Here is an 11,989-nt window from a genome sequence, read left to right as displayed (position 1 = left end):
TTTGGGTCGGCTCTCCGTGCTACCGATCGCCCGCCGCGACGGTCCCCTGTCCGACCCCGCTTGTCCCCTCCGCCACCTCATCCTGAGGTGACCGCGTCAGCGGACCTCGAAGGAGGGCTCAAGGGATCGCTGCAGCTTCCAGCGGTCTCCTTCGAGGCCTCCGCTTTGCTCCGGCACCTCAGGATGAGGTGCCGGGTGGGATAGACCGCGCTGCCCAGGCGTCGCGCGTTGAGGGAATTCGGCATGACGGCAGCGGTCCTCGGGGTGATGGGTGGCTCCGGCGTCTACGACCTGCCGGGGCTTGCGGATGTTCGCGAAGAGCGCATCGCATCCCCCTGGGGCGAGCCCTCGGACGCCCTGCGCATCGGGCGGATCGGCGACACCCAGATCGTGTTCCTGGCCCGCCACGGGCGCGGTCACCGCTTCTCGCCGGCCGGCATCAACTACCGCGCCAACATCGATGCGATGAAACGCCTTGGCGTCACCGACCTCGTCTCGCTCTCGGCCTGCGGCTCGTTCCGGGAGGAGCTGCCGCCCGGCCTGTTCGTGCTGGTCGATCAGTTCGTCGACCGCACCCATGGGCGTGCCTCGTCCTTCTTCGGCGACGGCTGCGTCGCCCATGTCTCGCTGGCCCACCCGGTCGGGCCCGGTCTCCAGGCGCGGATCGCGGCGGCCGCCAAGGCGGAAGCGATCGCGGTCCATCGCGGCGGCACCTATGTCTGCATGGACGGGCCACAATTCTCGTCGCTCGCCGAGTCGCGCGCCTACAAGGCGCAGGGCTTCGACGTGATCGGCATGACCAACATGCCCGAGGCCAAGCTCGCCCGCGAGGCCGAGATCACCTACGCGACGATCGCCATGGTGACCGACTACGATTGCTGGCACCCCGGCCACGACGCCGTGGATGTGGCGGCCGTGGTGGCGGTAGCGCGGGCCAATGCCGACAAGGCGGCCCGGCTGGTCGCCCGGCTCGCCCGGGACTTCCCGGCGGAGCGCGAGCCCTGCCCGGCCGGCTCGCACCGGGCGCTCGACGGCGCGATCATGACGTCGCCCGCCGTCCGCGACCCCGCTCTGCTCGCCAAGCTCGATGCCGTGGCCGGGCGGGTGCTCATTGGATAGGCGACAGCCCTTTCCAATCGGAAGAAAGTCCATCTAGAAGGCGCAGGCGGCAGCGGCCGCCCTCGACGCGAAGTCCGAAACAAGATGCGCAGCGCCACCATCACCCGGAAGACCGCGGAGACCGACATCGCGGTCACCGTCGCCCTCGATGGCACCGGCCGGTCGAAGATCGCCACCGGGATCGGTTTCCTCGACCACATGCTGGATCTGCTGGCGCGGCACGCCCTGTTCGATCTCGACGTGAAGGTCGATGGCGATCTGCACATCGATCAACACCATTCCGCCGAGGATTGCGGCATCGCCCTCGGGCAGGCCTTCGCCAAGGCCCTGGGGGACAAGCGCGGGGTAACGCGCTACGCCGACATCCACCTGCCGATGGACGAGGCGCTGACCCGTGTCTGCGTCGACATCTCGGGCCGCCCGTTCCTCGTGTTCCGCACGACGTTCCGCGTGGAGAAGATCGGGCAGTTCGACACCGAGCTGGTGCGCGAATGGTTCCAGGCCTTCGCGATGAACGCCGGCCTGACCCTGCACGTCGAGACGCTGTACGGCGACAACGCCCACCATATCGCGGAGAGCTGCTTCAAGGGGCTGGCTCGGGCCTTGCGGAAGGCGGTGGCGATCGATCCCCGGGAGGAGGGGCGCGTTCCCTCCACGAAGGGCTCCCTGTAGAGCATCGTGTCCTCGCGCTCCCCGACCGTCTCCAGGACGGTTTGGGAAGCGCCGTTGTCGGAGTTTTGCGATGCGGATGCGCAGCTACACGCTCCACTTGCCGCCCGATGCCCGCCCAGGCGAGGCCGTCGGGCTCGATCGGGCCGTCCTGGTGCCGGATGGCTTCTCGTGGTCAGCCTTCGCGTTCACGGTGCTGTGGTTCCTGTATCACCGGCTCTGGATCGCGGCGCTGATCGTGCTGGTTGGCCTGATCGCGCTTGCGGGGGCGGGGATCGTTCTGGTGCTGCCGACGGGCGCTGGCCTGATCGCCACATTGCTGGCCGGATGGCTGATCGGGCTGGAGGCGTCGAGCCTGCGCCGCTGGACCCTCGCCCGGCGGGACTGGCCGGCGCGCGATGCCGTAATCGCGGGCAGCCCCGAGGAAGCCGAGGCCCGCGCGATCAGCCGCTGGCTGGATGCGAACCCGGCAACGCCGCGCGCGCCATTCCCCAGTGGCCCGAGCCGACGCGCCGAGCCGGTGATCGGCCTGTTTCCCGCCCAGGAGGGCGCCCGGTGATGAGCCGGACGACACGCGCATGAGCACCGAGACCGTCGCGATCATCGATTACGGATCGGGCAACCTTCACTCCGCCGCCAAGGCCTTCGAGCGCGCCGCCCGGGAAAGCGGGTGCGACGCGCGGATATGCCTGACCGCCGATCCGAAGGCGGTCGCCGGGGCCGACCGCGTCGTCCTGCCCGGCGTCGGCGCCTATGCGGATTGCCGCCGCGGGCTCGACGCCGTGCCCGGCATGGTCGAGGCGATGACGCAGGTCGCCCAGCGGGACGGCCGGCCGTTCCTCGGGATCTGCGTCGGGATGCAGCTCCTGGCGACCCGGGGGCTCGAATACACCACGACGCCCGGCCTCGGCTGGATCCCCGGCGATGTCGGCCTGATCAGGCCGTCGGACCCGGCCCTCAAGGTCCCCCATATGGGCTGGAACACCCTGCGTCCGGCCCGCGACCACGCGCTGCTCGCCGGCATCCCCACCGGCGAGGACGGGCTCCACGCCTATTTCGTGCACAGCTACGCGCTGTCCCCCGAAAGTCCCGGCGACGTGGTAGCGCGGGCGGATTATGGCGGGCCGATCACCGCCCTCGTCGCCCACGACAACATCGCCGGCACGCAGTTCCACCCCGAGAAAAGTCAGCGGCTCGGCCTCGCGCTCATCGCGAATTTCCTGACGTGGCGGCCCTGAGAGCGGCCACGCTTCGGCAAGAAGGACTGAATCCCCCGTGATCCTGTACCCGGCGATCGACCTGAAAGAGGGGCGCTGCGTCCGCCTGATCCAGGGCGACATGGCCCAGGCCAAGGTGTTCGGCGACGACCCGGCCGCTCAGGCCGCGATCTTCGAAACGCAGGGCTTTCCCTGGCTGCACGTGGTCGACCTCGACGGCGCCTTCGCGGGGGCCCCGCGCAACGCCGCGGCCGTGGACGCGATCCTCGGGCGGGTGACGATCCCGGTTCAGCTCGGCGGCGGCATCCGTGAGATGAAGACCCTGGAGGGCTGGCTCGCCAAGGGCGTGTCGCGGGTAATCATCGGCACGGCGGCGGTGCGCGATCCCGGCTTCGTCCGCGAGGCCGCCCGCCAGCATCCCGGCAAGATCGCGGTCGGCATCGACGCAAAGGACGGGCGCGTCGCCGTCGAGGGCTGGGCGCAGACCTCCAGCATGACGGCGGAGGAACTCGGCCGCCGCTTCGAGGACGCCGGGGTGGCTGCGATCATCTACACCGACATCGCCCGGGACGGGATCCTGAAGGGCCTCAACGTCGAGATGACCCTGGCGCTGGCGCAGGCCGTGCGCATCCCGGTGATCGCCTCGGGCGGCCTCGCCTCGATCGACGACGTGCACCGCCTGCTGCAGCCGGATTGCGCGCTGATCGCGGGCGCCATCACGGGGCGGGCGCTCTACGACGGCCGGATCGATCCGGAGGCGGCGCTCGCCGCGATCGCTGCGGCACGCGGCCCGGCTTCGTGATAGATCTGTCCCGGTGGCGGCGCTGACTCGGGAGGCCTCGATGACGGCAGTGAAGGCCCGGCGCTCCTCGGCCGGGACGGCCTACGCGGACGATTTCTATACCTGGACCCAGGAGCAGGGCGCGCGGCTGCGGTCGGGTGACCTGTCGGGCCTCGACCGCGCGAATCTGGCCGAGGAGATCGAGAGCTTGGGCAGGAGCCAATATGACAGCCTTGTCAGCCTGTGGCGCGTCGTCCTGCTGCACATGCTGAAATTCGACTATCAGCCGGAGCGTCGGAGCCGCAGCTGGACAGTTTCGATTCGGACGCACCGAAACAGAGCCGCCGACGTGCTGGACGATAATCCGGGGCTGAAAAGCCGTCTGGTTCAGGCGGTCGAGCGTGCTTATCGTGATGCGCGGGAAGAGGCGGCAGCCGAAACAGGTCTGCCTCTGAGGATGTTCCCGAAGGATTGCCCCTATACGCGGGAAGAGCTGCTGACGCGGCCCTTCTCTGCGGATCCCGATGACCTCTCGGACTGAAGAGCCGCCCTTGCTCAAGACCCGCATCATCCCCTGCCTCGACGTGAAGGACGGGCGCGTCGTGAAGGGCGTGCGCTTCGAGGGCCTGCGCGATGCCGGCGACCCCGTCGAGGCCGCCAAGGTCTACGATGCGGCCGGCGCCGACGAACTCTGCTTCCTCGACATCACCGCGAGCCGGGAGGCCCGGGGGACGCTGCTCGACATCGTCAGCCGGACCGCCGAGGCCTGCTTCATGCCGCTGACCGTCGGCGGCGGGGTCCGCACCGTCGAGGACGTGCGTGCCCTTCTGCTCGCCGGGGCCGACAAGGTCGCGATCAACACCGCGGCCGTGAAGGACCCGGATCTGGTCGCCCGCGCCGCGGAAAAGTTCGGTGCCCAGTGCATCGTGGTGGCGATCGACGCCAAGCGCGTCTCGCCCCCCGGCGACCCCGCCGCCTGGGAGATATTCACGCATGGCGGCCGCGATCCGACGGGCATCGACGCCGTCGAATTCGCGCGCCTCGTGGTCAGGAAGGGCGCCGGCGAGTTGCTGGTCACCTCCATGGATAAGGACGGGACCCGCTCCGGCTACGACCTCGCCCTGACGCGGGCGATCAGCGATAGGGTCTCCGTGCCGGTGATCGCCTCCGGCGGCGTCGGCGGGCTCGATGACCTCGTGGCCGGCGTGGCCGAGGGCGGGGCGAGCGCCGTGCTGGCAGCCTCCATCTTCCACTTCGGACAGGCGAGCGTGGCCGAGGCCAAGGCCCATATGGCGGCGGCCGGCCTCGCCATGCGCCTCGACGGTCCCGCTTCTTCCGCGAGGGCGCCCCTGTGAGCAGCTACCTTCTGGCGAACGCCAACCTCCTCGACCCGGCGACCGGCCGCGAGACCGCCGGCGCCGTCCTCGTCCGGGATGGGCGGATCGCCGATATCGCCAGCGGCGCCGCTCCGGGCACGCCGGGCGGTGCGAAGCGGATCGACTGCCTCGGTCGCGTCCTGACCCCCGGCCTCATCGACATGCGCGCCTTCGTGGGCGAGCCCGGGGCCGAGCATCGGGAGACCCTGGCCTCGGCGAGCGCCGCCGCGGCCGCGGGCGGTGTGACGACCCTGGTCTGCATGCCGGATACCAACCCGGTGATCGACGGGCCGGCCATCGTGGATTTCGTGCTCCGCCGCGCCCGCGACACGGCGAGCGTCACCATCCTGCCCGCCGCCGCCATCACCAAGGGCTTGGCCGGCAAGGAGATGACCGAGTTCGGCCTGCTCAAGGAGGCCGGCGCGGTTGCGTTCACCGACGGGCTGCACGCGGTTGCCAACGCCCAGGTGATGCGCCGCGCCCTGACGTACGCCCGGGACTTCGACGCCCTGGTGATGCAGCATGTCGAGGATGCCGACCTCGTCGCCGAGGGCGTGATGAACGAGGGCGAACTCGCCACCCGGCTCGGTCTCATGGGCATCCCCCGCGAGGCCGAGACCGTGATGCTGGAGCGCGACCTCCGCCTCGTGCGGCTGACCGGCGCCCGCTACCACGCCGCCATGATCTCCTGCGCCGATTCGATCGAGATCGTCCGCCGGGCCAAGCAGGACGGGTTGCCGGTGACCTGCGGCGTGTCGGTCAACAACCTCGTGCTGAACGAGAACGACATCGGCCATTACCGCACCTTCTGCCGGCTCTCACCGCCGCTCCGCGACGAGGCCGATCGGCACGCGGTGGTGCAGGCCCTCGGCGAGGGCGTGATCGACGTGGTCGTGTCCGATCACAATCCGCAGGACGTGGAAACCAAGCGCCTGCCCTTCGCGGAGGCGGCAAACGGCGCGCTGGGGATCGAGACCCTGCTCGGCGCAGCCCTGCGACTCGTCCATACCGGCGACATCGATCTGGCGAAGCTTATCGCCGCGCTGACGGTGAACCCCGCCCGGATCCTCGGGCGCGAGGCCGGCCGCCTCGCGGTCGGCGCGCCGGCGGATCTCGTGCTGATTGATCCCGATCTGCCCTACGTCCTCGACAAGCGGCGGCTGAAGTCGCGGTCCAAGAACTCGCCGTTCGACGAGGCGCGCCTGCAGGGCGCCGCGGTGCTGACCCTGGTCGGCGGTGAGATCGTCCACGCGATGGACGACGTGGCGGCGGCGGCCTGATGCCCGCCGATCTCGCAAGCTGGGCCACCCTCGGCGGCCTCGTCCTCGGCTACGCCCTGGGCTCGATTCCGTTCGGCCTGATCCTGACGCGCTTCGCCGGGCTCGGCGACGTGCGGGCGATCGGCTCCGGCAATATCGGCGCCACCAACGTGTTGCGCACCGGCCGGAAGGGGCTCGCCGCCGCGACCCTGCTGGGCGACGCCCTGAAGGGAACGGCGGCGGTCCTGATCGCCCGGAACCTGGGGGAGGGGCCCGCGCTCGCTGCCGGGCTCGGCGCCTTCCTGGGCCATTGCTTTCCCGTCTGGCTCGGCTTCAGGGGCGGCAAGGGTGTCGCCACCTTCATCGGCGTGCTGCTCGCCTTCTCCCCGCCGGCGCTCGGCATCTTCGCGTTGATCTGGCTCGGCCTTGCCTTCGCGCTCAAGTATTCGTCGCTCGCGGCCCTGGTGGCATCGGCGGCGACGCCCCTGGCGCTCTGGGTCCTCGGCGTCCCGGCGCAAGCTGTGCTGTTCCTGCTGATGGGCGTGCTGCTATGGTGGAAGCACGCGCCCAACATCCGCCGACTCGCCTCCGGCACCGAGGGGCGCATCGGCCAGAAGGGCTGAGCGCAGGCACGGGATGCGCGGTCCTTGGGGGGATCGTATGCAGCTCACCGATGCCCAACGTCTCGATTGGCTGCGCCTGATCCGCACCGAAGGCGTCGGACCGCGCAGTTTCCGCACGCTGATCAACCGCTTCGGCGGGGCGGCGGCTGCCCTCGACGCCATGCCCGATCTCGCACGGCGCCAGGGCAAGCGGCTGGAGCCGCCGACCCGTACGCAGGCCGAGGACGAGATCGCGGCCCTGGACCGCCTCGGCGGCAGGCTGATCGCCTCCGGGGAGGCGGACTATCCGCGGCTTCTCCAACAGACCGATGCGGCACCGCCACTCCTGGCACTCCGCGGCGCCGCGATCCTGAACCGTCCGGCGGTGGCCCTCGTCGGCTCGCGCAACGCGTCCACGGCTGGGCTCGCCTTCACGGAGCGGCTGGCCCGCGGCCTCGGCGAAGCCGGCCTGACGGTGGTGTCGGGCTTGGCACGGGGCATCGACGCCCGGGCCCACAAGGCCAGCCTTCCGACCGGCACCGTCGCGGTGATGGCCGGCGGGCAGGACAAGATCTACCCGGCCAATCACGCCGCCCTTGTCGACGCGATCCTGGGGGAGGGTGGGGCGGTGCTGGCCGAGATGCCGATGGGTTGGGTACCGCGGGGGCGCGATTTTCCGCGGCGCAACCGCATCATCTCCGGCCTGTCGTACGGCACCGTGGTGATCGAGGCCGCGCGCCGTTCCGGCTCGCTGATCACGTCGCGCTACGCCCTGGAGCAGAATCGCGAGGTCTTCGCGGTCCCCGGCTCGCCGCTCGATCCGCGCGCCGAAGGCACCAACGACCTGATCCGCCAGGGCGCGGCGCTGGTCTCCGAGGTGTCGCATATCCTCGACGTGCTGGGGCCCATCATCGAGCGCGGTCCGGACGCGGAGGCCGCTCCTGCGCGGGGCCGGCCGGACTTGCGCGATCAGCCGGACTTCTGGGACGAGATCAACCTCGACGCGGCAAACCCGGACGCCCTCGAGCCCCCGGACCTGTTCCGCCAGCCCGAGCCTGCCGTCTCGGAAAGCCCGGATGATTTGCCGGAGCCGGCCGACGACCGCGCCCGTATCGTCGCCCTGCTCGGACCGAGCCCGGTCGGCACCGACGAGCTGGCCCGCAGTGCCGGCCTCGGCATCCGCGTGATCCAGACCGTGCTGCTGGAGTTGGAGCTCGATGGCCGGATCGAGCGCCACGGCAGCGGCACGGTCTCCCTGCTCAGCCGCTGAACGGATCCGCGTCGGCCGCCGCGTCGGCTTCGACGTCCGCGAGGTGGCGCATCACGTCGAGGCAGCCCTGGAGGATGTAGGCGGCGGCGAGCTTATCCACGAGTTCGCCGCGCCGGGCGCGGGAGGCGTCGGCCTCGATCAGCGCGCGGGTCACCACCGCGGTCGAAAGGCGCTCGTCGAAGAACACGTGGGGCAGGGGCAGGATCGGCGCGAGGTTGCGCATGAAGGCCCGGGTCGATTGGACCCTTGGCCCCTCGCTGCCGTCCATGTTGAGCGGCAGCCCGACCACGAGGCCGCCCACCGCGTGCTGGCGGCACAGGGCGGCGAGGCGCTGCGCGTCCGGCGTGAACTTCACCCGGCGGATCGTCTCCAGCGGCGTCGCGATCTGACGGCCCAGATCCGAGAGAGCGAGGCCGATCGTCTTGGTGCCGAGATCGATGCCGATCAGCCGCGCCCCGCCGCGGGAGGCGGCCGCGAAGGCGCGGATCGCGTCGTGATTCATGGTTCCGCCTGCGTGCTGCGCGCCAGGATAGCCTCCGCGACACCCTCGAACCGTGCCGGCAGAGGCTCGAAGCCCGGCCCGAGCACCAGAGCTGCGGCGGGGCCGGTGATCCGCGTGAAGAAGTCAGTGAGGCTTTCGCCGCCGAACCGGATCGTCTCCAGATCCGGCGCGAGCAACCAGATATCGTATTCCGGGCCGCCGCCCGTCACGTCCCAGAACAGCAGGCCGCCATCCTCGCTACGGCCGAAAAAGCAGGCCCGCTCGACGACGGCGGGATCGCCGCCCTCGACGTCGAACCGATGCGGTTCGGCCCCATCCTCCAGCATCCCGATGGTGGCGCCGACGCTGTGGGCGATGATCCCGGCCTGGGTGATCAGATCGCTGGCCTCGTAGGGGCTGGGGACCGCAATCCGGACCTGCTCCCCCGCCAGACCGACGCCGCAGGCTAGGCAGAAGCTGCGGTATGAGTCCGGCAGGGCGAAGCCGAGTTCCGCCGCCGCGCGGTCGAGCACCGTCTCATCCGGCACGAAGCCCGGGGACAGGCTGGTGAAGATCTGCGCCCACATCGATCCCGCTCTCTCATCCACAGGCTTGCCGCGCTCCGTAGATCGCCTCGGATGGACGCGGAGCCGTTCCCGTTTAGGTAGGTAAATGCTTCGTTAATCCACCGCTCGGGTACCCGCCTTGTCGACCATCGGCCAGCCCACCCGGACCAATCCCGCCCCATCGGCACGGACGATGCCGCGTCGACACCGCCTGATGCTGCTCCTCGCCTTCGAGATCCTGGTGCTGGGTTTCGCGCAGGCGGCAGTCCAGCCGGTGCGGCGGCCCGGGATCACCATCGAGATGTCTGTGATGCCCCATCACGTCGTGACCTGACAGAGGGGCCGGACGGCGCTCCGCGTTGCGGCGCGTCGGAACCCGGTGCTATAGCCCGGCCGATCCCCGGGGGCTGCCCCGGGACAGGGGCGAACGGGACGGCATGTCGGTCGACGAGAAGACGGTTCGGCGCATCGCGCATCTGGCGCGGATCGCGGTCACCGACGACGAGGTCGGGCCGCTGCAGGGCGAGCTGAACGCGATCCTGGCCTTCGTGGAGCAACTCGGGACCGTCGACGTCACCGGCGTCGAGCCCATGACCTCCGTGACGCCGATGGCGATGAAGAAGCGCGAGGACGTGGTCACCGAGGGCGGCCGCGCCGCGGACGTCGTGGCGAATGCGCCCGAGACCGAAGACAACTACTTCCTGGTCCCGAAGGTGGTCGAGTAGGCCTGTTTCGGCCTGAGGCTTGCGGACGGGATTTCTGGCGGGCGCGCCGCGGCGCGCGGGGACGTGAACAGCGTGAATCCGAACGAACTCACCCTGGCCGAGGCGCGCGACGCCCTCAAGGCGAAGCGACTCTCGGCCCGCGAGCTGACGCAGGCGCATCTCGACGCCATGGGCAAGGCCCGCGCGCTGAACGCCTATCTCTTGGAGACGCCCGACCACGCCCTGGCGATGGCGGACGCTTCGGACCAGAAGCTCGCCACCGGCGAGGCCCGGCCGCTGGAGGGCATCCCGCTCGGCATCAAGGACCTATTCTGCACCGACGGCGTGACCACGACGGCGGGCTCCAAGATTCTCGAGAGCTTCGAGCCGCACTACGAATCGGCGGTCTCGGCCAATCTCTGGCGCGACGGCGCCGTGATGCTCGGCAAGCTGAACCTCGACGAGTTCGCCATGGGCTCGTCCAACGAGACCAGCGCCTTCGGCAACGTCGTCTCGCCCTGGCGACGCAAGGGCTCGGACGCGCAGATCGTGCCGGGCGGCTCCTCGGGCGGTTCGGCCGCCGCAGTCGCGGCGCGGCTGTGCCTCGGCGCCACCGCTACCGATACCGGCGGCTCCATTCGCCAGCCCGCCGCCTTCACCGGCACGGTCGGGATCAAGCCGACCTACGGGCGCTGCTCGCGCTGGGGCACGGTGGCGTTCGCCTCGTCGCTCGATCAGGCCGGTCCGATTGCACGGACGGTGCGCGATTGCGCGATCCTGCTCGGCTCGATGGCCGGGGCGGATGCCCGCGACACGACCTGTGCCGATCTCGCGGTGCCCGACTTCGAGGCGGCGGTCACCCGCGGCGTGAAGGGCCTGACCATCGGCATCCCGAAGGAGTACCGGGTCGACGGCATGCCGGCCGAGATCCAGAAGCTCTGGGACGAGGGCGCGGCGTGGCTGAAAGCCGCCGGCGCGACCATCAAGGAGATCTCGCTGCCGCACACGGCTTACGCGCTGCCGGCCTACTACATCGTGGCGCCGGCCGAGGCGTCCTCGAATCTCGCCCGCTACGACGGCGTGCGCTACGGCCTGCGGGTGCCCGGCAAGGACATCGCCGGGATGTACGAGAACACCCGCGCCGCCGGCTTCGGCCGCGAGGTCAAGCGCCGGATCATGATCGGCACCTACGTGCTCTCGGCCGGCTACTACGACGCCTACTACGTCCGCGCGCAGAAGATCCGCACGCTGATCAAGCGCGACTTCGAGCAGGCCTACGCCGACGGGGTCGACGCGATCCTCACCCCGGCGACGCCGTCGGCCGCCTTCGGCATCGGCGAGAAGGCTTCGGCCGACCCGGTGGAGATGTATCTCAACGACGTGTTCACCGTGACGGTGAACATGGCGGGGCTGCCGGGCATCGCGGTGCCGGCGGGCCTCGACGGGCAGGGGCTGCCGCTGGGTCTCCAGCTGATCGGCCGACCGTTCGACGAGGAGACTCTGTTCGCCGTCGCCCAGGTGATCGAGGATTCGGCCGGGCGGACCCAATTGCCTGAGCCGTGGTGGGCATGACCGTCCCGTATTACCCCTGGACGGTCTGGATCTGGGCCGGGTTCGACCCGGCGCTGATCGTGGTCGCACTCTATCTGGGCTGGACGGCGAGCCAGTTCGGCAAGGTGTTCATCGCGGCGATCGCGGCGCTGGGTTTCTCGGTGCTGTTCTCCTACGCGGTGAGCGCAGCCGGCATCCCCTGGCCGGCCCCAGTCACCCATGACGGGCCGACCTTCTTCCCGGTCCGGGCCGTCGCGGCTCTGCTGTGGGCGATCGTGGGCTACGGCGCGCAGAAGGCGATCCGACGCCGCGCTTGATCTTTTTGCGCTGCGGCCCGTAAGTGACCGCACGATATTGACCCCCGTCGCGACCTCATCCTGAGGTGCCGGAGCGC

16 protein-coding genes are annotated in these 11,989 nt (G+C 70.3%); 14 read left to right on the top strand and 2 right to left on the bottom strand.

Annotated elements, in window-relative coordinates; translation table 11 throughout:
• Nucleotides 1-243 precede the first annotated feature (243 nt).
• The 10 genes from AAHG09_RS06355 (at nt 244) to dprA (ending at nt 8,293) form a co-directional block, all read left to right on the top strand.
• Complete coding sequence (locus tag AAHG09_RS06355) at nt 244-1,119, top strand: S-methyl-5'-thioadenosine phosphorylase (protein WP_342106075.1); 876 nt, start codon at nt 244-246, stop codon at nt 1,117-1,119.
• A gap of 84 nt (nt 1,120-1,203) precedes the next feature.
• Nucleotides 1,204-1,791, top strand: a complete 588-nt coding sequence (gene hisB / locus AAHG09_RS06350) for an imidazoleglycerol-phosphate dehydratase HisB (protein ID WP_342106074.1) — start codon at nt 1,204-1,206, stop codon at nt 1,789-1,791.
• A 76-nt stretch (nt 1,792-1,867) separates the two neighbouring features.
• Complete coding sequence (locus AAHG09_RS06345) at nt 1,868-2,347, top strand: DUF2628 domain-containing protein (protein ID WP_459558966.1); 480 nt, start codon at nt 1,868-1,870, stop codon at nt 2,345-2,347.
• 19 nt (nt 2,348-2,366) lie between these two features.
• Nucleotides 2,367-3,026 (top strand): imidazole glycerol phosphate synthase subunit HisH, encoded by a 660-nt coding sequence (gene hisH, locus AAHG09_RS06340; RefSeq protein WP_342106072.1) that lies wholly within the window; start codon nt 2,367-2,369, stop codon nt 3,024-3,026.
• 37 nt (nt 3,027-3,063) lie between these two features.
• Nucleotides 3,064-3,807, top strand: coding sequence for a 1-(5-phosphoribosyl)-5-[(5-phosphoribosylamino)methylideneamino]imidazole-4-carboxamide isomerase (hisA, locus tag AAHG09_RS06335; protein ID WP_342106071.1), 744 nt, complete (start codon nt 3,064-3,066; stop codon nt 3,805-3,807).
• A 40-nt stretch (nt 3,808-3,847) separates the two neighbouring features.
• Nucleotides 3,848-4,327, top strand: a complete 480-nt coding sequence (locus AAHG09_RS06330; RefSeq protein ID WP_342106070.1) for a DUF29 domain-containing protein — start codon at nt 3,848-3,850, stop codon at nt 4,325-4,327.
• Nucleotides 4,328-4,337: 10 nt separating this feature from the next.
• Nucleotides 4,338-5,141, top strand: a complete 804-nt coding sequence (gene hisF / locus AAHG09_RS06325; protein WP_342106230.1) for an imidazole glycerol phosphate synthase subunit HisF — start codon at nt 4,338-4,340, stop codon at nt 5,139-5,141.
• Nucleotides 5,138-6,442: a dihydroorotase gene (locus AAHG09_RS06320; RefSeq protein WP_342106069.1), complete on the top strand. Its 1,305-nt coding sequence runs from the start codon at nt 5,138-5,140 to the stop codon at nt 6,440-6,442. Before hisF ends, AAHG09_RS06320 begins: the two co-directional genes overlap by 4 nt.
• The gene (gene plsY / locus AAHG09_RS06315) at nt 6,442-7,044 is read left to right on the top strand and encodes a glycerol-3-phosphate 1-O-acyltransferase PlsY (RefSeq protein WP_342106068.1); all 603 of its coding nucleotides are present in this window, start codon (nt 6,442-6,444) and stop codon (nt 7,042-7,044) included. Before AAHG09_RS06320 ends, plsY begins: the two co-directional genes overlap by 1 nt.
• Nucleotides 7,045-7,081: 37 nt before the next feature.
• Nucleotides 7,082-8,293: a DNA-processing protein DprA gene (dprA, locus tag AAHG09_RS06310; RefSeq protein WP_342106067.1), complete on the top strand. Its 1,212-nt coding sequence runs from the start codon at nt 7,082-7,084 to the stop codon at nt 8,291-8,293.
• Here the strand turns inward: dprA and ruvX are convergent.
• Both ruvX and AAHG09_RS06300 read right to left on the bottom strand, forming a co-directional pair.
• Nucleotides 8,283-8,795 carry a Holliday junction resolvase RuvX gene (gene ruvX, locus AAHG09_RS06305; RefSeq protein WP_342106066.1) on the bottom strand — a complete coding sequence of 171 codons (513 nt, stop codon included), beginning with the start codon at nt 8,793-8,795 and terminating at the stop codon, nt 8,283-8,285. The genes dprA and ruvX overlap by 11 nt on opposite strands.
• Nucleotides 8,792-9,361, bottom strand: a complete 570-nt coding sequence (locus tag AAHG09_RS06300) for an SMI1/KNR4 family protein (RefSeq protein WP_342106065.1) — start codon at nt 9,359-9,361, stop codon at nt 8,792-8,794. Before AAHG09_RS06300 ends, ruvX begins: the two co-directional genes overlap by 4 nt.
• Nucleotides 9,362-9,533: 172 nt before the next feature.
• Here AAHG09_RS06300 and AAHG09_RS06295 point away from each other — a divergent pair, with 172 nt between their 5' ends.
• The 4 genes from AAHG09_RS06295 (at nt 9,534) to AAHG09_RS06280 (ending at nt 11,912) form a co-directional block, all read left to right on the top strand.
• The gene (locus tag AAHG09_RS06295) at nt 9,534-9,674 is read left to right on the top strand and encodes a hypothetical protein (RefSeq protein WP_342106064.1); all 141 of its coding nucleotides are present in this window, start codon (nt 9,534-9,536) and stop codon (nt 9,672-9,674) included.
• 103 nt (nt 9,675-9,777) lie between these two features.
• Nucleotides 9,778-10,065 (top strand): Asp-tRNA(Asn)/Glu-tRNA(Gln) amidotransferase subunit GatC, encoded by a 288-nt coding sequence (gatC, locus tag AAHG09_RS06290; protein ID WP_043355468.1) that lies wholly within the window; start codon nt 9,778-9,780, stop codon nt 10,063-10,065.
• A 72-nt stretch (nt 10,066-10,137) separates the two neighbouring features.
• Complete coding sequence (gene gatA / locus AAHG09_RS06285) at nt 10,138-11,616, top strand: Asp-tRNA(Asn)/Glu-tRNA(Gln) amidotransferase subunit GatA (RefSeq protein WP_342106063.1); 1,479 nt, start codon at nt 10,138-10,140, stop codon at nt 11,614-11,616.
• A complete protein-coding gene (locus AAHG09_RS06280) occupies nt 11,613-11,912 on the top strand; it encodes a hypothetical protein (protein ID WP_091713905.1) in 300 nt (99 codons plus the stop codon). Before gatA ends, AAHG09_RS06280 begins: the two co-directional genes overlap by 4 nt.
• Nucleotides 11,913-11,989: the final 77 nt, after the last annotated feature.

This window comes from Methylobacterium guangdongense, from assembly GCF_038442355.1.
GTDB lineage: Bacteria > Pseudomonadota > Alphaproteobacteria > Rhizobiales > Beijerinckiaceae > Methylobacterium > Methylobacterium guangdongense.
The sequence above is the reverse complement of the archived record's forward strand: the minus strand, read 5'-3'. Positions and strand labels throughout refer to the sequence as shown.